General features: G+C 52.8%; 16 protein-coding genes. 11 read left to right on the top strand and 5 right to left on the bottom strand.

Going from position 1 to position 18879, the window contains the following annotated elements; all coding sequences use genetic code 11:
* Positions 1–12 precede the first annotated feature (12 nt).
* The 3 genes from EHSB41UT_RS21210 to EHSB41UT_RS21220 are packed head-to-tail and all read right to left on the bottom strand — an operon-like array spanning position 13 to position 1814.
* Positions 13–321 carry a hypothetical protein gene (locus tag EHSB41UT_RS21210; RefSeq protein ID WP_087112871.1) on the bottom strand — a complete coding sequence of 103 codons (309 nt, stop codon included), beginning with the start codon at positions 319–321 and terminating at the stop codon, positions 13–15.
* On the bottom strand, positions 318–1391 hold the full coding sequence (locus tag EHSB41UT_RS21215; protein WP_087112872.1) for a DUF1521 domain-containing protein: 1074 nt from the start codon (positions 1389–1391) through the stop codon (positions 318–320). The genes EHSB41UT_RS21210 and EHSB41UT_RS21215 overlap by 4 nt, the downstream gene beginning before the upstream one ends.
* Positions 1392–1433: 42 nt before the next feature.
* Complete coding sequence (locus tag EHSB41UT_RS21220; RefSeq protein WP_087112873.1) at positions 1434–1814, bottom strand: hypothetical protein; 381 nt, start codon at positions 1812–1814, stop codon at positions 1434–1436.
* Positions 1815–1962: 148 nt separating this feature from the next.
* On the opposite strand from EHSB41UT_RS21220, the gene EHSB41UT_RS21225 reads away from it, so the two are divergent.
* Both EHSB41UT_RS21225 and EHSB41UT_RS21230 read left to right on the top strand, forming a co-directional pair.
* Positions 1963–3090, top strand: a complete 1128-nt coding sequence (locus tag EHSB41UT_RS21225; RefSeq protein ID WP_087112874.1) for an enoyl-CoA hydratase/isomerase family protein — start codon at positions 1963–1965, stop codon at positions 3088–3090.
* Positions 3091–3305: 215 nt separating this feature from the next.
* Positions 3306–7253: an ATP-binding protein gene (locus EHSB41UT_RS21230; protein ID WP_165767367.1), complete on the top strand. Its 3948-nt coding sequence runs from the start codon at positions 3306–3308 to the stop codon at positions 7251–7253.
* 44 nt (positions 7254–7297) lie between these two features.
* Here the strand turns inward: EHSB41UT_RS21230 and ygfZ are convergent, their stop codons facing one another.
* The gene (gene ygfZ, locus EHSB41UT_RS21235; protein ID WP_165767368.1) at positions 7298–8311 is read right to left on the bottom strand and encodes a CAF17-like 4Fe-4S cluster assembly/insertion protein YgfZ; all 1014 of its coding nucleotides are present in this window, start codon (positions 8309–8311) and stop codon (positions 7298–7300) included.
* Positions 8312–8502: 191 nt separating this feature from the next.
* Here ygfZ and EHSB41UT_RS21240 point away from each other — a divergent pair, with 191 nt between their 5' ends.
* Positions 8503–8817: an FAD assembly factor SdhE gene (locus tag EHSB41UT_RS21240; protein ID WP_087112877.1), complete on the top strand. Its 315-nt coding sequence runs from the start codon at positions 8503–8505 to the stop codon at positions 8815–8817.
* Complete coding sequence (locus tag EHSB41UT_RS21245) at positions 8789–9229, top strand: protein YgfX (protein ID WP_341350360.1); 441 nt, start codon at positions 8789–8791, stop codon at positions 9227–9229. Before EHSB41UT_RS21240 ends, EHSB41UT_RS21245 begins: the two co-directional genes overlap by 29 nt.
* On the opposite strand, the gene nadB is transcribed toward EHSB41UT_RS21245, so the two are convergent.
* Entirely contained in the window at positions 9226–10839 is a 1614-nt protein-coding gene (gene nadB / locus EHSB41UT_RS21250; RefSeq protein WP_087112879.1) for an L-aspartate oxidase, read from the bottom strand. The genes EHSB41UT_RS21245 and nadB overlap by 4 nt on opposite strands.
* A 417-nt stretch (positions 10840–11256) precedes the next feature.
* On the opposite strand from nadB, the gene rpoE reads away from it, so the two are divergent.
* From rpoE to lepB, 7 genes are all read left to right on the top strand, one after another.
* A complete protein-coding gene (rpoE, locus tag EHSB41UT_RS21255; RefSeq protein WP_087112880.1) occupies positions 11257–11844 on the top strand; it encodes an RNA polymerase sigma factor RpoE in 588 nt (195 codons plus the stop codon).
* Positions 11845–11953: 109 nt separating this feature from the next.
* Positions 11954–12670 (top strand): sigma-E factor negative regulatory protein, encoded by a 717-nt coding sequence (locus EHSB41UT_RS21260; protein ID WP_087112881.1) that lies wholly within the window; start codon positions 11954–11956, stop codon positions 12668–12670.
* A 91-nt stretch (positions 12671–12761) separates the two neighbouring features.
* On the top strand, positions 12762–13838 hold the full coding sequence (locus tag EHSB41UT_RS21265; RefSeq protein WP_087112882.1) for a MucB/RseB C-terminal domain-containing protein: 1077 nt from the start codon (positions 12762–12764) through the stop codon (positions 13836–13838).
* A gap of 66 nt (positions 13839–13904) precedes the next feature.
* A complete protein-coding gene (locus EHSB41UT_RS21270) occupies positions 13905–14354 on the top strand; it encodes a SoxR reducing system RseC family protein (RefSeq protein WP_087112883.1) in 450 nt (149 codons plus the stop codon).
* Positions 14355–14451: 97 nt separating this feature from the next.
* Positions 14452–15927, top strand: coding sequence for a DegQ family serine endoprotease (locus EHSB41UT_RS21275; protein WP_087112884.1), 1476 nt, complete (start codon positions 14452–14454; stop codon positions 15925–15927).
* Between the two features lie 231 nt (positions 15928–16158).
* Positions 16159–17958, top strand: coding sequence for a translation elongation factor 4 (lepA, locus tag EHSB41UT_RS21280; protein WP_087112885.1), 1800 nt, complete (start codon positions 16159–16161; stop codon positions 17956–17958).
* Between the two features lie 78 nt (positions 17959–18036).
* Entirely contained in the window at positions 18037–18873 is an 837-nt protein-coding gene (lepB, locus tag EHSB41UT_RS21285) for a signal peptidase I (protein ID WP_087112886.1), read from the top strand.
* Positions 18874–18879: the final 6 nt, after the last annotated feature.

Consider the following 18879-nt stretch of genomic DNA (forward strand, 5'->3'; position numbering starts at 1 on the left):
GTACGGGTGAAATTAGATACGCAGCTTATTGTGGACGGTCCTAGCCATTTTGCTGCGTTTCTTTTTGCGTTTTTTGTCTTTGGTGTCGGCTTCGGCTGATTCCGACTGATTGTCTCTCAGAAACTGATTGAGCTCTTTTTGAGCAGCCCGATACGCATCCTGGCTTTCAGGAACCTGCTCCAGCAGCTCTTTGCTGGCACCGGCTTGAAGGCCAATATCCTTACGCATGGCCTCCATGCTTTTCAGGCTTTTTTCACTGGCCTTGATCAGTTTGTCGCTATCCGCCAGAAAAGCTCTGAGATCATCGCTCTCAGTGCTCATGCGATGTTCCTTATAATCTCTTTCGCCTGGTTCAGAGCCTGTTTCTGGATCTGCGAGGCCAGAGAGTTGGTCTGTTCGTACTTACCGGTCAGGGATTGCAGCTTCACCATGTCCAGCTGGGACATACTGGTCAGCGTCTCTTTGGCATTCTTGATCTGCTCACTGAGATTATTGATCTCCTCAGGTGTGAGGATGCCCACGCCGCTGGCATCATAAACTGTAATGCCCAGCTCATTGAGCAAGTTGCGTTCTTCCGTGCTCAGGCTGTTGTTGAGATTGTCATTGGCGGACTGTGCGGTGGCGTGTTCGTTGATCAGCTCACCCTTGCCCTCGGTGACATTTTTGAAATCACCGGTGATTTCTTCGCCGTTGAACAGCCAGTCATCAACCTGATCACCCATCTTGAACAGGTAGCCATCGTTGAAAGCGGCATCTTTGGCGGCACCGTCCAGAGCCGGGCCATCGATCTGGGGATTGTTGTCGGCAATGCCGGTAACATGGATGGATTGGTTAGCCTTGGTGATAATCAGCTCATCCGAGAAGATGTTCTTGTCCTTGCGACCCTTGTCCTTACATTTGCAGGTGATCTTGGTGCCGTCATCCAGAACAAAGGTGGCATCTTTCTGGAAGTCCCACTGCTTGCTGCCTTTGCGGTCACCCTCGTTAACGTGCGGATCACCCCAGATTTTGGTGTTGTTGCCATTGGCATCAACAATGGTCCAGCTCTCTTTTTCACCGTGGATCTGAATCTTGTAGCCATTATCCAGGGCTATTTCCTTGGGGTCTTTATCGTGATTGACGGACCAGGTGTTCTCGCTGACCGCCTGGGTGGTGGTCTTCTGGTTCATCATCTTGGCCTGGATATCACTGAGCATTTTCATCTGCTCATTCTTTTTATGGACAATCCCGACCTGGTTACGGATTTCCTTATCGAGCAGTGTGGATTTTTCCATAAAGATCAACATCGACAAATCACCAATGCTGAGCTTTTTATCATGGATTTTGCTGGCATCGAGCCCTTGGGTCTGCTGAACGCCACCAATATTTCCGCCGGTCTGGATACCCGCCATGATCTGTTCTCCCTTGGCCCTGCCGGGCTGGATCCTGGTCGTTTAAATAAAGCCGCCGCGTTTTTTCTTCTTGCGCGTGGTCGGGGCTTTCTCCGGCTGAACTTCCTGCAGGGTCTGTCTGCGGGCTTTTCTGGCCAGTTTGAGTTCATTCTTCTTGGCTGTGACGGCTGATTTCATATCGCTTTTGACTTCAGCCTTCCAGTTACGCATCTCGTCAGCAGCCTGTTTCAGGTCTTCCGGTGCACCAAGCTTGAGGCTGAGCGCCTGCTGCAGCAGTCCGGATTCAACCTCAAGGTCGGCATTGATCTTGTCAAACTCTTTGATCTGAGACTGGGCCTTCGCCAACAGGCTATCCATCTGGTCACAAAGCAGCTGGGACTGGGATTTGTCCTTCTTGGTGCTAATTTCTGAAGAAACCGGCATCGCTCAGTTACACCTTCCATGAGAGTCTCAACAGGTTATCGCTTTTAACGGCGCGCTCTTTAACCAGCGAAAGTCTCACGTCTTGATGCTGGTGGAATATGCTGGCCTAATGTCAGAAAAAACAACAAGGTGAGGAGCTGGCAGACTTATGTCAGATAATTGTCAGGTAGAATTTCTCGAGCACCAGACCCAGTCCGGGCATATTCTCGGGCAGGCCATTCTTGATGCACCAGCCAGCCTGAACTCGCTGACACTGGAAATGATCAAGGCGCTCTTTGATCGTCTCAGTCAGTGGCAGCAGGATGAACGGGTTGTTGCCGTGGTGTTGAGCGGCAATGGCGGTAAAGCGTTCTGTGCCGGGGGGGATATTCGCAAGCTTCATGGCTCTGTGCTGGAACATGACTTTGGCCCGAATCCCTATGGCGAGGAGTTCTTTACCCGGGAATACCGTTTGGATCACCTTATCCACACCTTTGGTAAGCCGGTTCTCTGCTGGGGCGCAGGTATTGTTATGGGCGGCGGTATCGGGCTGATGGCCGGAGCCTCTCATCGGGTGGTGTCTCCTTCTTCTAAGCTGGCCATGCCGGAAGTGTCTATCGGCCTGTTCCCTGATGTTGGTGGCAGCTGGATTCTTGGACGCATGCCAGGGCGGGTTGGGCTCTTTCTTGGTTTGACCGGCGCCCGATTGAATGCGACCGATGCTCTGTTCTGCGGTTTGGCTGATCGCTTTCTTGATGATGACGCCTTGCCAAAACTGCTGGAAGCCATGACCGTGCTTGCGTGGCAAAGTGGAGCCGAAGCTGTTCCGGCGAATCATCAATGTCTGAGCGAGCTTCTACGTATCTGTGAACAGGAGCGATCAGCGGACAAGCCAGTTTCATCCGTACAACAGAACTTTGATGCCATTCAGCAGGTGACGGATGCCGATAACCCCCAGGCTGTCTTGAGCAATATCCAGGCACAAGAGGGTGAGTGGTGGCAAAGAGCAGCAGCATCGCTGCAGGCCGGCTGCCCAATGACCGCTCATATTGTGTTTGAGCAATTGGCGCAGGCAAAACATCTTTCCCTGGCGGATGTGTTCCGGATGGAGCTCAATGTGGCTGTGCACTGTTTGAGAAACCCGAACTTTGCGGAAGGCGTGCGCGCTTTACTGCTGGAGCGTGGCAGCACGCCTCAGTGGTCCCCGGCAACACTGCAAGAGGTTGAGGGCGTTAAGGTGAAAGCCTTCTTTGATTCACCATGGAGTGAACAAGTGCATCCTCTCGCAGATTTATAAGCACATTTTCATTGATCTGACCAATATCCCTGAAGCCTCTTCATTGGGTACACTGGCCGCACGATATAACAATGACTCTGTGTGGCTGCATGGCACGTGCATACCCATTGAAGGCGCTTCGTTTGGCCCTTCTTTGTTTCCTTCTGGTAGTAATAAACTTTCAATGTTCATTTGCAAATGCCGTTACCGGTAAATCTGCAGATGAGGCTATAGGCGTGCCTGCTGAATATGCCGCCCTGCATAATTTCAAGCTCACAGAGCAGGAGCGGGAAATGCTGACCCGCTTCGGTGAAATCCGAGTGGCCGTTGAGGTGGGTTCTCCACCGATCTCTTATGTTGATGACAAAGGACAGTATGCCGGTCTGGCCATTGATTATCTGAATGTGATTGCTGACCTTCTGGGCGTGAAGTTTACCTACGTTCTCAGCATGGATCGGGATGAATCGCGGATTAGATTGTTTAACGGAGAGGTTGATATCGCCCCCTGGGTGATGACGGATGCACTGGAAACATTTGATCAGCTTCGGTACACCCGGCCTCTGGCCTATCTTCCCAGCGTCATTATGGTTCGGGCAGATTCAGATATGTGGGCAGTGGAAGATCTGAGGAATGCCCGCATCATCACCAATAGAAACCAGGTAGCCCGCGAAAATATCAAGAAAGATGCACCTGCTGTTTATCACATAGAAGTCTCCAGTGCAGAAGAGGGTTTCACTCTTCTTCATAAAGGAGTGGGGGATGCTTATGTCTCCAATCAGGTAACCGCCAATCATGTTATGGGCAAACTTGGATTAAGTAACCTCCGCTCCCTTGGTGACAGTGGCTTTCCGTTGTCTGTGCAATTTGCCATGTCGAAAGACTCGGATGAATTGCTGGCTCTGTTTGAACGGGTTCTGTTGAATATCCCGGCCAGTGTTCGTGACGGGATTCATACCCGCCATGTTGAACTCCCCTCATCTGCCGCAAAAATAAATACCAATATTGCCGTGCTGCTGGTGATCGTTCTGATTCTGTTGATCATGTTTATGCACTGGAACCGTCGTCTGTCGAGAGAGGTGGGTGAGCGACAGAATGCCGAAACCCGCTTGAGAGAGCGTGGGGAGATGGATCGGGTGCTGGGCTTTATCACCCGGCAGTTTGTCGATCACCCTCTGGATGAGGCGATTCAGGCCACACTGCAGTCGGTCAATGTCTACCAGAATGCGCTGTGCTGTTGGGTACAGGAGATTAATGGCGAACTGCGTGATCAGGATGTTGTTGTCTACGGCGGTCGGGGGAATACCGGGCTGTCTGAGGCAATCCGTCAGCTGACCCGCTGTGACTGTTTCCCGGCCTGGGAGCAAATCCGGCAGGGGCAGCATGTGCAGGTTAGTGTCAAAGATATCGATCCGAACAGCTGTAGCGAATTCCATCAGGTCATGCAGCTTGCCGGGGCCCAGTCAATGATCTGTGGTCCTCTACTGGTAGAAGGTAAAGCCGTTGGGTTTCTGGGGCAGTTAAGTACCCGGGATCATGACTGGGGCGCAGATGAGATCATGCTGTTAACACGCACAGCGGAATTGATTGCAATCAGCCGCCTGCGCAAGAACGCTGAGATGGCTCTGCGTGCCAGCGAGGAGCGATACCAGCTTGCCATTGAAGCTGCTTCCGATGGCCTGTGGGACTGGAATATCAAACAGGACCGCATCTATTTTAGTACCGACTTTTTGAGTGTTCTGGGTTATCAATCGTCAGACATTATCCAGAATGAATCAGGCTTTCGTCGTTTAATGCATCCGGACGACAAGCAGTCTACGACATTGTATCTACGAACTGTCTTTAAAGAGTCGTCTTTGCCTTTCCAGTATATTGTGCGGCTGCGCTGCAAGGATGGCAGTTATGTCGTTGTTCGTATTAATGGTCAGGTCATCAAGCGTTCCCCTGAAGGGTTGCCTTTGCGTGCCATCGGCACCATGGTCGATATCACTGAACAGCGGGCCTGGGAGCGGGAGTTGTCGCTGGCGCGTTTTGCTCTCGACAGTAGTGGTGATCAGATTCACTGGCTACGTGAAGATGGCAGCCATAAGTATGTGAATGAGGCAGTAGTCAAGGCGCTGGGCTATTCCTACGAAGAGCTGATGTCCATGAATGTTCTGGATGTGAATCCGGATCTCAATAAAAAGTCCTGGAAGAGCCTATGGAAGACCCTGAAAGATCAGGGGCATATCTCCTATGAGTCCCACCGGGTCAGCCGTGAAGGCCACCATTATCCGATTGAAGTCACGGCAACCTACACCGAGTATGAAGGTGAGGGTTTTATGTTCGCGACCTGCCGGAATATCAGCGAGCGCAGAGCGCAGGAAGTCGCTCTGCGTATGGCTAAAGAGGAAGCCGATCAGGCCAGTGCCGCAAAGAGTGAGTTTCTGGCCAATATGAGCCATGAAATTCGCACGCCAATGAACGCCATTATCGGTATGAGCCTGCTGGCTCTCGATACTGAGCTGACGGAGGAACAGCGGGATTATATTTCCAAGGTGAGCGATGCGGCGGAAACCCTGCTGGGCATTATTAACGATATTCTGGACTTCTCTAAAATCGAGGCGGGTCGTCTGGAGTTGGAGACAGTACCGTTCAGCCTGCACAAGGTGTTGGAAAACCTCTCTGCGATGGTTGCCATTCAGGCGGCGAATAAAGGCATCAGTTTCGATGTGTCGTTTGATAGTGAGGTTCCGCATCTTTTGGAGGGGGACTCACTTCGTCTGGGGCAGGTGTTGCTTAACCTGGTGCACAACGCCATCAAGTTCACCCAGGAAGGCGGAGTGCAACTCGGTGTTCAGCTACTGAACGAATCCACAAATCAGGTGAGGCTCTGCTTCACGGTACGGGACAGTGGTATTGGTATTGAGCCAGATAAGCTGTCTCTGTTGTTTGAATCCTTTTCCCAGGTAGACAGTTCGACCACGCGCCGTTTTGGTGGCACCGGGCTGGGATTGGCGATCTCCCGAAAGCTGGTCGCATTGATGGGTGGTTCGATTAGTGTTGAATCGACAGTAGGCGAGGGCAGCGTCTTTGCATTTGATGTGGTTTTGGGGGTGGTCAGTGATGTTCAGACCCTGCCACCGGTTCCCCTGTTGGGTGAACGCCTGTTGATGGGAGGTCATAACCGGATTCTTCTTGCGGAAGATAATGAGGTCAACCAGCAGGTGGCCGTTGCTCTTCTCCAGCGGCTGGGTGCATCGGTCACTTGTGTTGGTAATGGCCGTGAGGCTATCGAACAGCTGGGAAGGCAAGCCTTTGATCTGGTGTTTATGGATATCCAGATGCCGGAAATGGATGGTTACACAGCGGTGCGTCATATTCGTGCCTGCCCCGAATACGATGATCTTCCGATCATTGCGATGACCGCCCATGCCATGGCTGAAGATAGAAACCGCTGCCTGGCTGCAGGTATGAATGATCATATCTCCAAACCTTTGCTGCCTGATCGTCTGTTGGAGCTTTTGTCCCGACATCTACCTCTGGCACCGGCGGGTTCCGGAAGAGTTGAAGCGCCTTCTGTAATGCCGCAAGTGTCACTTGTCCTGCCGGGTATCGACAGTCATAAGGGATTGGCTCGTCTGTTCGGTAATCAGGTTTTATATCGTGACTTACTGGCTCGCTTTTATCGGGATTTTTGTGGACTGCCTGAACGTCTGGCGGAACCTGTAGAGAATCAGGATGCTGTTCGTTTGCGGTTCCTTGCCCATGAGCTTAAAGGAGTGGCTGCTACTCTGGGCGCAGAGGTGCTTGCTGGGCGGGCTGCAGAGCTTGAGCAGTTGGCAGTGCGTGTACAGTGGGCGGATGTGCCGGAAGTTGTTAATCAACTTTGTCTTGAGTTGGACAAGGTGCTGTCGGGATTACAGGCCTTTCTGGAAAGTAATGATCGCCCGGTTCAGAAGCAGCCTGTAAATGTTGAATCTACAGATGGGGCGATTGAGGAAGGTATCGAGTGTTTACGGTGCTATCTGCAGGAAGGTGATGTTCAGGCGATAAAGAGTTTCTCTGATCTGGCACCCCTGCTCAATCATCATGGTCACACTGGCAGGCTGGCTGAGTTGGAGCAGCTTATTGATGACTTTGACTTTGTACAGGCTTTGGAAGTGTTAAATAGTCTGGAAGCGGAGCTGGTCACCTTATCAGCCTGAAGCTCTTGGTCTGAGCATTTCAGGCTGATAAGAAATTAGAAGGATTAGTCTTCGACAGTGTAGGGCAGTGGTACCAGTGTCAAAGGTGTCTTATCTTCACCAAGGGTAAGGCCACCATTCTCTGCATCGTCTTTGCGAATGACGGCCAGAATCTCCACCTGACCGTTACCGCTGCTCATGGCAGTAACCACATCTCCGGTTTTCTTACCATCCTGATTGAAAACAGCAGTGCCAATCTCTGGCGCATCGTTGGTTTGAGCTGAGAAGTGAAACAGATGGCTTTTCAGCTTACCAAGATACTTCATCCGGGCCACGATTTCCTGACCGGTATAGCAGCCTTTCTTAAAAGAAATCCCGTTCAGAGACTGCCAGTTCAAGTGCTGGGGAATCCAGGCATCCCGTGACGCTTCAGTGACCCAGGCAATACCGTTCTGAATATCTTCCAGCTGCCAGTGCGTGGTTGGTGCGACAGCGGCTTTTTCTGCCAGAGATTGCCATACGGCACTTGCCGCATCCGGTTTGATCCAGAGTTCAAAGCGTTGGGTCGAGACGGGAACAATAATGCCGTTTTCCCAGCTCGGTGTATGGCCGGCGTCTGGTGCAGGCTGGTCGGTCAGAGTGCTGATAATGTTCAGGCTGTCAGGGCCGGACAGGCCAATGCGCACCCACTGATCAGACACATCGGTAATGCTGACTGTGCGGAAGAATGCGGCATATTTGCCCAGATGGGCTTTTAGGTGCGCGCTCTGATCCGCAGGCAGGACTGCAATCAGATCATTGTCGGAGGCAACCATCCGGAAGTTGGCGACCATACGGCCTTTCGGGGTGCAGCAGGCGCCCAGAGTTTCTTCACCATTCTGAAGTGCCACCACATCACAGGTCAGCTGACCCTGTAAAAATTTACGGTTCTCTTCACCGGTAAAGGCCAGCAGATGCTCATGACCCAGTAGGGTGATGGTGTTGGACGCTTCTGCAGGGGTTTCGGAGCTGATGATGGTGCCATCTTGCAGCGTGATGTTCTGACTGGTGAGCCAGTTGAGCCATTCTTGTGTGGTCATTGGAGGAAACATCAATGTCTCAGGAATCGGATGCTGCCCATAATAGAGGATTTTGGCTTCCGGTTCCCAGTCCGACTGTCTTGAGAGTGCAAAGATTGGTGTTCATTCCGGGTTTTGCTCTTGTTGTCCCGGGCCCCCTCCCTATAATGAGACCGCTATTGTGTTTATCACCTGTTTTTCAGGAATTGCAGATGTCAGAGAAGACCCAACAAGAATCTACTCAACACGTGCCTACTCAAGAGCCTGGCCAGGAAGAGATGAACCGACTGTTCTGGCACAGCCGTCGGGGAATGCTTGAGCTGGATGTACTGCTGGTGCCGTTTACGCAGGAGGTTTATCCAACTCTGTCTGCCGAGCAGCGAGCGACTTATGTTGAACTGCTGGCCTGCGAAGATGCCGACCTGTTCGTCTGGTTTATGGAGAAGGAAATTCCTGCCGAGCAGAACCTTGCGGATATGATACGCATGATTATCGACCGTGCCCGCTCACTGCCACCCGTGCATTGATCTTTTTCCGGGGCCGTCCGTTCAAGCGTGGCGGATGGCTCTGCTGGTTCATTCTATTGCTGCGTTGTCCCCTTTCTTTTCTGCCGCAGGCTGGCTGACTCCACTGTTCTGGCCGTTGGTTGTAATCTCCCTCAAACAATTTCATAGCCGTCTGGTTTCTCGCCAGAGTGCAGACGTTCAGGGACTCCGCTGGTTTCAGGGTGAGTGGAAACTGATGCTACCCGACGGTCATTGGGTTGAGAGCCAGCTGGTGGGTGAGCGGCTGGTGACGCCTTTTCTTACCGTACTGCGATTTACCTGCAGTACCTCTTCAATTGACAAACCGAAAAGGCTGGCTGTCGTACTGTTTAGGGATGCGGTACCGGAGGAACCCTATCGTCAACTCAGGGTTCTGATCCGGCTTAGGCATTAGTGTCTGGGTGTGAGAACCGTATCCCGTGCTGTGGGCAGGGTGCCGGGGAAGTCGCGGGTAAAGTGAAGGCCCCGGGACTCCCGGCGGGACAGGGCGCTTTCAATAATCAGTTCAGCTACCTGAGCCAGATTACGCAGTTCGATAAAGTCACTGCTGATTTGGTGATTGGAATAGAACTCGTCAATTTCGCTGAGTAGCAGGGAGATGCGATGTTTGGCCCGCAAGAGACGTTTGGTGGTTCGTACAATGCCGACGTAGTCCCACATAAAGCGGCGCAGTTCGTCCCAGTTGTGACTGATCACAACATCTTCATCGGAATCAGTAACCTGGCTGGCATCCCAGCAGGGAATTTGGATATCCGGATAAGGTTCTTGTCTGCGGGTGAGAATATGTTCCGCCGCTGAACGGGCATAAACCAGACACTCCAGCAGGGAATTACTGGCCAGCCGGTTGGCACCGTGCAGTCCGGTATGGCTGCATTCTCCGATAGCGTAAAGACCTTCCACATCGGTGCGGCCTTCATGATTTACCAGCAGGCCGCCGCAGGTATAGTGCGCGGCAGGGACTACCGGGATGGGATCTTTGGTGATATCTATGCCCAGCTCTTTACAACGCTTATAGATGGCAGGGAAGTGTTCCTGAATAAACGCTGCCGGTTTGTGGCTGATATCCAGATACACACAATCCACACCCAGGCGTTTCATTTCATGGTCAATGGCGCGGGCGACGATATCCCGTGGTGCCAGCTCGCCCCGTTCATCAAACCTGTGCATAAACCTGCTGCCATCAGGCAGGCGCAGGAGGCCACCTTCACCACGCACGGCCTCGGAGATCAGAAAGGAGCGGGCATCCGGATGATACAGGCAGGTGGGATGGAACTGGTTGAACTCCATATTGGCGACCCGACAACCGGCGCGCCAGCCCATGGCAATACCATCGCCAGAAGCCCCATCACCATTGCTGGTATAGAGGTAGGCTTTGCTGGCACCGCCGGTGGCAAGAATTACGGAATTCGAGCGGAACAGAACTGTGTCATTACGGTCTATATCGAGCACGTAAGCCCCGAGGCAACGGTTCCCGGGCAGACCCAGCTTGGCAGTGGTGATCAGATCGATCGCCAGATAATTATCCAGCAGGGTAATGTTTTTATGTTGCTTTGCCTGTTCCAGCAAGGTGTCGCCAATCGCCCGCCCGGTGGTGTCGGCTGCATGAATGATGCGACGCTGGCTGTGGCCGCCTTCTCGGGTCAGGTGAAAGTGTTGATCATCGGTATCCCGAGTGAAGGGGACCTGCTGGTCGATAAGCCATTGAATGGCTGAAGGTCCGTTCTCGACGGTAAAGCGGACGGCGGGCTCCTGGCATAACCCGCCACCGGCGGTCAGCGTGTCGTTAATATGCTGGTCGATGGAGTCTTGCTCGGTCAGTACCGCAGCGACACCTCCCTGGGCGCGCCAGGTGGAACCGGATTGCAGTTGCCGTTTACTGAGTACGGCAATGCGGGCGTCTGCACCCATTTTCTCTGCCAGATGAAGGGCCAGTGTCAGCCCGGCGGCGCCACTGCCAAGAATCAGCGCATCAAAGTAAAAATTTTTATACGTGTTGTGAAGCATTGCAGAGGATCGTTACTGTTGTCGAAACCATTCCTTTGGCATCATGGTGAAGACTGAATGTTATTATGGTCTGTGGCCGTGATATGCCGCAGACAATTTGCGACAGCCGTAATAAATATTCTGGGCAAGAGCATTGCATAATGTTTTGCTAGAGTGAACCTTATGGCAGGGTAAACAAGTGATTGTCTCCTGTTGTTTCGCTCCTCCCTTTGTCGGAAGTACGATCAGTGGACAGGGTGGTTTGTCGCTGATGCACTGACGCATTCTCAGCCTGTAATTGCACGACATTGCAGAAAATTGAAAAAAATGTACCGAATGATGGAACTTTTTGTCAGCTCTACTGTCATAACGGTTAGATCGGAGCAAATGCGTTTTGGCCTAGGCTCTACATCTGGTCAAAAACGTTGAGGGAAGCCTATGGCAGATGCACCTGAAACCGATCTACAGCTGGTGGAACGGGTGCGCAAGGGGGATAAAAGAGCCTTTGACCTTCTTGTCATCAAATACCAGCACAAGATTCTCGGCCTCGTCGGGAGTTACGTCCATGACTTCCAGGAAGTGCAGGATGTAACCCAGGAAGCCTTTATCAAGGCTTACCGTGCGATGGGCCAGTTTCGTGGTGACAGTGCGTTCTATACCTGGTTGTACAGAATTGCCATCAATACTGCGAAGAATCATCTGGTGTCCAAGGGGCGTCGGCCTCCGGATACTGATGTCGATGTATACGACGCAGAGAATTATGAGGGCGCGTTCCCGCTGAAGGATCTGGAAACTCCGGAAAACAACCTTCAGAAGAATCAGGTGGAAGAGGCCATCTACGGGGTGATCAACAACCTCCCGGATGAGCTGAGAACAGCAGTGACGCTACGAGAGTTTGAAGGCCTGAGTTATGAAGAAATAGCCCAGGTTATGGATTGTCCGGTGGGGACTGTCCGTTCACGGATCTTCCGTGCGCGGGAAGCCATCGACAAGGTGATCCGACCTCTGCTTAACAAGGCAGGCTAGGCGGATGACCACACAGGCTGAGTAAAGCTGGTTAACGCTGGATGCGTACTTTCTACCCATTGGGTACGCGGGGGATGAGTGAAACAGACAAAAACCAGTGAGGTGTCCTATGAGTGATACCAGTAATAACAAACCAGATTCCGGCTCCCGTCAGGATCATCTGCGCGAATCACTCTCTGCGCTGATGGATGGCGAGGCCAACGAACTGGAAATGCACCGGATCCTGGATCGCCTGGGTTCCGATGAAGAGTTGCGCTCTGCGGCGGTTAGCTACCAGCGTATTGGGGCTGCGGTTCGCCAGGAGCAGAATGCCTTTTCAGGTATCGATCTGTCGGCTTCCATTCGTGATGCAATTGCTGGTGAGCCTACACCGGTTCTGGAAAGCGAAGCCAGCGAGCAGAAGCAGGCTGCCAACCGTCAGGGCTGGTTCGCCAACCTGGGACGACTGGCAGTGGCAGCTTCTGTTGCGGCGGCTACGGTTGTTGGGGTGCAATCCTGGCAGCTGGCCAATCGTGGCGATGCCGGTGCTCCATCAACAGAGCTGGCGACAATTGTCGAGCCGGTCAGTGTGCCGTCTGTAGGCCTGCCTTCAGGCAACCTGCCATCTTCCGATATGTTTGGTGCCCGTGGCCTGCAGGCCGGTTTTGGTACCGAGCAGAACAGTATGACACCAGAGCAGATGAGCCGGGCCCGCGGTTATGCGGATCAGGTAGCTCAGGCCCGTTTCCGTGCTTATATGATGGAGCATGCTGAACAGGCTTCTGCTTACGGTGGCAGTATTGTTCCTCTGGTAAGAGCGACAAGCTACGGTTCAGCCGGGCGCTGAACCTTCTCTGGCGGGATACCTGTCAGCAGGTATCTGCCGGGGAGATCAGACTGGCAAGTGAGTGAGTTTGAGAGCGGAGAGTAGAGAGTGTATGAGTAAAGGAACACTCGGCGTGATGGGATGCAGTTTGAAAGGTGGTTTGAAAGCTGCTCTGGTGGCGGGTGGTCTGTTATTTTCAGCACTCACATTTGCACAGACTTCTGGCTCCCAGTCTTCAGTGGCAACACCAGCCGACTGGTTGACCCGAATGGTTGCCGCACCCTCGGTGACCGCCTATGAAGGCCTGTTTGTCTATGAAAATGCCTCCGGTATTTCCGCTGTGCGCATCTTCCACAAGCCGGAAGATAACATTCAGAAAGAACGCCTGATTTATCAGGATGGCCCTTACCGGGAAATTGTCCGTGAGGGCGACAAGATCGCCTTTATTCGTCCAGATGGTGATATCAGCCGCTTCCGCACCGAAGGTGTCAGCGGTCTGGTTGAGCGTCTGAGTAACTATCAGGATGATCTTCGTCAGTCGTACCGTCTGCTGTTTGGCGGCAATGACCGTGTTGCCGGTCGTAATGCCCTCCGTATTGAAGTTCAGCCCCGCGACTCCCATCGTTACGGTTTTGCCCTGTGGCTCGACCGGGATACCGGTTTGATGCTGCGTTCCGAATTGATTGGTGAAAAGGGTGCGATCCTCGAACGCCTGCAATATGTTGACCTTTCTACGCCGCAAGAACTTCCTGCCCAGTTGCTGGAACCTTCCCGCCCTGTTAACTGGCAACCAGCGCCGAAAAAGCAACCGGTTCCCGAAGCATCGGCCCTCAAGGCTTTGAGCTGGGAGATGGGCTGGATTCCTTCCGGTTTTGAGCTGGCAGGAATCAGTCAGGCCGATAGCCCAGTCTCTCGGCAGAAGGTAGACAGCCTGTTGTTCAGTGATGGCCTGTCTGCGTTTTCGGTATTTGTTGAGAAGGATCAGTCCAAGGTGCTTGGGCCGGCCTCAGAGCAGATCGGGGCAACAGCGGCTATCTCCCGCCTGTTCCGGCAGGGTGATGATTATTTCAATGTGACGGTGATTGGTGAGATTCCTGTCGGTGTTGCTGAGCGGGTCGCAGTCTCTGTTAAACCGAGAAATAGCAGTTCTCAACCTTCGGCGGATCAAAACGATAAGCCATCTCCCTGAATATCAGATCCATTAAGTCAGATAGCTGTTGTGTGGTTGTCTGTCTCTGAATGTTAATATTCGAGCATGATTGAAGAGCGCGGTCGGGTCGTTAAGGTAGAAGCGACCTCAGTCTGGGTTGAAACCCTCCGAAAAAGTACCTGTGGCCAGTGTCAGGCCAGCAATACCTGCGGGCATGGTTTGATGAACCGAATGATGCCGTCCCGCAGCCATGCCTATATTCGTGCCTCCAGTGCCACAGCCTTGAAGGTGGGTGATGAAGTGACCATTGCCTTGCCTGAGCAGGCTGTGCTGTCGGCTTCGGTACTGGTGTATCTGGGGCCTTTGCTCGCCATGCTGTTGGGTGTGGTGCTGGGCAGTATGGCCGGACTGGCAGAACCCTGGATCATAGCGTTGGCTGTCGTCGGACTGGTGTCGGGTTTTTATGGTGTGCGCTGGTGGACACGGCAGGCGCAGGAAGGGCTGTATGAACCGATTGTTTTGCGTCGGCACATTCCTCTTTCTGCGACAGATTAAGACAGATTGATACAGCTGATTCGTTGCTGTTTGCGGCACGGTCGGGTAAATCTAAAGAACCCTTACAAACTCGTTAATAAGTACGGGAATAATAGTGATGAGCAAAAATGGATCTCGATCTACGTCACAGTATGAACGCCCCATTAGCCGCAAGGCCCTTCTCTTTACCTTTTGTCTGGCCGTTGTTGGCAGCCTGACATTTGCCATTTCCAAACCGGCAGAAGCCAAAGATCAGCTGCCGGACTTCTCGACGCTGGCGGAGCAGACGTCTCCGGCCATCGTCAATATCAGTACCATGACCAATCCCAAGCGTGACCGTAACCAGATGTACGGCCCATATGGGGAAGAGCTGCCGGAAATCCTGCGCCGCTACTTCGGGCTTCAGGTTCCTGACGGTCGTGGCGGTTCCCGGCAGGAGCAGCCTCAACCCCAGTCACTGGGTTCCGGCTTTATCATCTCCAAAGATGGTTATGTCCTGACCAACAATCATGTGATTGAAGGTGCGGACGAAATTATTGTGCGGATGAATGATCGTAGTGAGTACAAGGCCAAGCTGATTGGTGCTGACAAAAAGTCCGATCTGGCTCTACTGAAGGTGGATGGTAAGAACCTGCCGACTGTGAAAATCGGCCAGTCTGAAAACCTCAAGCCTGGTCAGTGGGTATTTGCGATTGGTTCACCGTTCGGTTTCGACTACTCGGTGACCAAGGGCATTATCAGCGCCTTGAACCGTAGTCTGCCCCGCGAAAGCTATGTGCCGTTTATTCAGACCGATGTGCCTATCAATCCGGGTAACTCCGGCGGCCCGCTGCTGAATATGCAGGGCGAAGTGATTGGTATTAACTCCCAGATCTACACCCGCTCCGGTGGCTTTATGGGGCTGTCGTTTGCTATCCCGGTTGATGATGCCATGGATGTGGTGGCGCAGCTGAAAGAGAACGGTCAGGTATCACGCGGCTGGCTGGGCGTGATTATTCAGGATGTTGACCGTGATCTGGCGGATTCTTTTGGTCTGGATCGCCCACATGGCGCTTTGCTGAGTCAGGTGCTGCCAGAAGGTCCTGCTGATAAGGGCGGCCTGCAGGCTGGTGACATCATCACCCGTTTCAATGATCGTGAAATCAAGTTCTCCAGTGATCTGCCTATTGCTGTTGGTCGTGCGCCAATTGGCAAAGAGGTTGAAGTGGAGCTGGTTCGTCGCGGCAAGAAGAAAACTCTTGAGCTGGCCGTGGGCGAGCTGCCTGATGAGCAATCTGGCGTGAACCCTCGCGATGGTATCCGTAAGGACAACCGGTTGGGTATCTCTGTGACTGCGCTCGATGAAGCGGTTCGTTCCCGCCTGGGGCTCGACAGTGAAGTGAAAGGTGTTGTGGTTACCGAAGTTGGTCAGGGTGTTGGTCGTGCTTATGGATTGCGTTCCGGGGATGTGATTACCCAGATTAACCATGAGAACATTACTTCCACCAAAGAGTACCAGAAGGTCACCGCCGACCTGCCGGTGAATAAGACCATCTCCATGCGTCTGATTCGCCGTGGTACACCGGGCTTTATTACTTTCCGTTTGGCTGAGTAAAAGTAACCGGGTGAAAAATGGGGTGACAATGTGTCGCCCCATTTTTTTAGGGAAAGTGTTTGTACTTGTTGTGATGCTGTTGAATAGCAGGCTTTTGGCAAATACGGTAAACTTCTCTTTTTAATGAACATTTATCCAGTCCGCACTTACAGGTGCGGACTGGTCTGTTTACAGCGGATAAACCGGAGATTGCGCGGCCTGATGTACAGAGCTGGCGCTGAGTAACTGACGGTGAGCAACCTGAAAAACATTCGTAACTTTTCCATTATTGCCCATATCGACCATGGCAAATCCACACTCGCGGATCGCTTTATTCAGCACTGCGAGGGCTTGAGTGAGCGTGAAATGCAGGCTCAGGTTCTGGACTCCATGGATCTGGAACGTGAGCGTGGCATTACCATCAAGGCCCAGAGTGTAACGCTGAACTACAAAGCCAATGATGGCGAAGTTTATCAGCTGAACTTTATCGATACTCCGGGGCACGTTGACTTCTCTTATGAAGTATCCCGTTCTCTTGCCGCCTGTGAGGGTGCGCTGCTGGTGGTTGATGCGGCCCAGGGCGTAGAAGCCCAGTCTGTTGCCAACTGCTATACCGCCATTGAGCAGGGCCTGGAAGTGATGCCGGTTCTGAATAAGATGGACCTGCCACAGGCCGAGCCTGAGCGTGTTGCTCAGGAGATCGAAGAGATTATCGGTATCGATGCCCACGATGCAGTACGTTGTTCTGCCAAGAGTGGTCTGGGTATTGAAGATGTACTGGAGCGTCTGATCACGACGATTCCGGCGCCGGAAGGTGATCGTGACGGCGATTTGCAGGCACTGATCATCGATTCCTGGTTCGATAACTATCTCGGCATTGTTTCCCTGGTGCGCGTCGTGAACGGCGAACTGCGCAAGGGCGACAAGATGCTGGTGAAGTCCACCAAGGAATCCTACCAGGTGGACGACATTGGTATCTTTACCCCGAAGCGTACTTCTACCGGTGTGTTGCGTGCCGGTGAAGTAGGCTATGTGATCGCCGGTATTAAAGACATTCATGGTGCGCCGGTGGGTGATACCCTGACCAAGGTCAAGACCCCTGACGTTCCGGCGCTGTCCGGCTTCCAGAAGGTGAAACCGCAGGTTTACGCGGGTCTGTTTCCGGTATCCTCTGATGACTTTGAAGACTTCCGTGAAGCGCTGGACAAACTGAGTCTCAACGATGCTTCCCTGTTCTTCGAGCCGGAATCTTCCGATGCACTGGGCTTTGGTTTCCGTTGTGGCTTCCTCGGTATGCTGCACATGGAGATCATTCAGGAACGTCTGGAGCGTGAATACAATCTCGACCTGATCACAACTGCACCAACGGTGGTTTATCAGGTGGTGATGAAGAACGGTGATGTGGTTGAAATTGATAACCCGTCCCGCCTACCGGATCCTTCAGGTGTTGATGAGATTCGTGAGCCAATCTGTCGCGCGAATATCCTGGTGCCACAGGAATACCTGGGTAACGTGATTACTCTGTGTGTTGAGAAGCGTGGTGTTCAGAGAGATATGCAGTTCACCGGTGGTCAGGTCTCCCTGACTTATGACCTGCCGATGAGCGAAGTGGTGCTGGACTTCTTCGACCGTCTGAAGTCCTGCAGTCGCGGTTTCGCCTCTCTGGACTATAGTTTTGACCGTTTTGAAGCGGCCAAAATGGTGAAAATGGATATCCTTATTAATGGTGAAAAGGTTGATGCTCTGGCATTGATTCTCCATAAGGATAACTCTCACGGCCGTGGCCGCGCACTGACCGAGAAGATGAAAGAGATCATCCCTCGTCAGATGTTCGATGTGGCGATTCAGGCGGCACTGGGTGGCCAGATTGTTGCTCGTACAACGGTTAAGGCTCTGCGTAAGAACGTAACGGCCAAGTGTTACGGTGGTGACGTTTCCCGTAAGCGTAAGCTGCTGGAGAAGCAGAAGGCCGGTAAGAAGCGTATGAAGCAGGTAGGACGCGTGGAGATTCCACAGGATGCGTTCCTGGCTGTTCTGAAAGTGGACAAATAAACAAGCCATCGGCGAGTCACTTCCTCTTCCCGGGAGTGGCTCCACAACAAGCCTTGGGCTGAGGGCGCTAACAAAGTGATGGATTTAAACTTTCCCCTGATTCTGGTTGTGGCGGTCTTTGCCACCGGGTTGATTGCCCTGTTTGATCGGCTGGTGCTGGCACCACGTCGCAAGCAGGCTGTCAGCAGCTACCGCCAGAGCGTAGAAACGCCGGATGAAATGACGGTGGAAGATCTGGAGCGTGAATCGGCTGTGGTCGAAACCTCCAAGTCGATCTTCCCGGTTCTGCTGCTGGTGCTGGTGCTGCGTTCATTCCTGTATGAGCCGTTCCAGATTCCGTCGGGTTCCATGCTGCCAACGCTGGAAGTGGGTGATTTTATTCTGGTGAATAAATACACCTACGGTCTGCGTTTGCCGGTTGTTGGTACCAAGGTGGTGGCGGTCAATGATCCGAAACCGGGTGATGTGATGGTGTTCAAGGAGCCGGCCAATCCGAACATCAACTTTATCAAGCGGGTGATCGGTGTTCCGGGCGATAAGATTGCTTACCGGAACAAGATTCTGTACATCAATGGCAAGCCGGTGCCGGAGAGCTTTGTTGGCGAGCTGAAGGATGACTACGACCCGCGTATGGGTGTGCGTCCGCCTTATCGTGTCTATGACGAAACCATTGGCGATGTGACCCATGAGATTCGCAAGGATCTGCTGCTGATGGATCGCCGTGCGGAAGGTGAGTGGACAGTACCAGAAGGTCAGTACTTCGTGATGGGTGATAACCGTGACCGCAGTAATGACAGCCGCTTCTGGGGCTTTGTGCCGGATAGTCATGTGGTTGGCAAGGCAGTTTATATCTGGATGCACTGGCCAAGCTGGACGGATATCCCTAACTTCCGTAACAATGGAGCTGTGCAATAATCCGCA

Source organism: Parendozoicomonas haliclonae (genome assembly GCF_900174585.1).
Lineage (GTDB): Bacteria > Pseudomonadota > Gammaproteobacteria > Pseudomonadales > Endozoicomonadaceae > Sansalvadorimonas > Sansalvadorimonas haliclonae.

What these genes read in the sequence shown, in the direction of transcription:
- EHSB41UT_RS21215 (WP_087112872.1), bottom strand. Translation starts at nt 1,391, where the DNA reads ATGGCGGGTATCCAGACCGGCGGAAATATTGGTGGCGTTCAGCAGACC.
- nadB (WP_087112879.1), bottom strand. Translation starts at nt 10,839, where the DNA reads ATGCTTCACAACACGTATAAAAATTTTTACTTTGATGCGCTGATTCTT.
- EHSB41UT_RS21210 (WP_087112871.1), bottom strand. Translation starts at nt 321, where the DNA reads ATGAGCACTGAGAGCGATGATCTCAGAGCTTTTCTGGCGGATAGCGAC.
- ygfZ (WP_165767368.1), bottom strand. Translation starts at nt 8,311, where the DNA reads ATGACCACACAAGAATGGCTCAACTGGCTCACCAGTCAGAACATCACG.
- EHSB41UT_RS21225 (WP_087112874.1), top strand. Translation starts at nt 1,963, where the DNA reads ATGTCAGATAATTGTCAGGTAGAATTTCTCGAGCACCAGACCCAGTCC.
- EHSB41UT_RS21240 (WP_087112877.1), top strand. Translation starts at nt 8,503, where the DNA reads ATGTCAGAGAAGACCCAACAAGAATCTACTCAACACGTGCCTACTCAA.
- EHSB41UT_RS21275 (WP_087112884.1), top strand. Translation starts at nt 14,452, where the DNA reads ATGAGCAAAAATGGATCTCGATCTACGTCACAGTATGAACGCCCCATT.
- EHSB41UT_RS21270 (WP_087112883.1), top strand. Translation starts at nt 13,905, where the DNA reads ATGATTGAAGAGCGCGGTCGGGTCGTTAAGGTAGAAGCGACCTCAGTC.
- lepB (WP_087112886.1), top strand. Translation starts at nt 18,037, where the DNA reads ATGGATTTAAACTTTCCCCTGATTCTGGTTGTGGCGGTCTTTGCCACC.
- EHSB41UT_RS21265 (WP_087112882.1), top strand. Translation starts at nt 12,762, where the DNA reads ATGAGTAAAGGAACACTCGGCGTGATGGGATGCAGTTTGAAAGGTGGT.
- EHSB41UT_RS21220 (WP_087112873.1), bottom strand. Translation starts at nt 1,814, where the DNA reads ATGCCGGTTTCTTCAGAAATTAGCACCAAGAAGGACAAATCCCAGTCC.
- rpoE (WP_087112880.1), top strand. Translation starts at nt 11,257, where the DNA reads ATGGCAGATGCACCTGAAACCGATCTACAGCTGGTGGAACGGGTGCGC.
- EHSB41UT_RS21260 (WP_087112881.1), top strand. Translation starts at nt 11,954, where the DNA reads ATGAGTGATACCAGTAATAACAAACCAGATTCCGGCTCCCGTCAGGAT.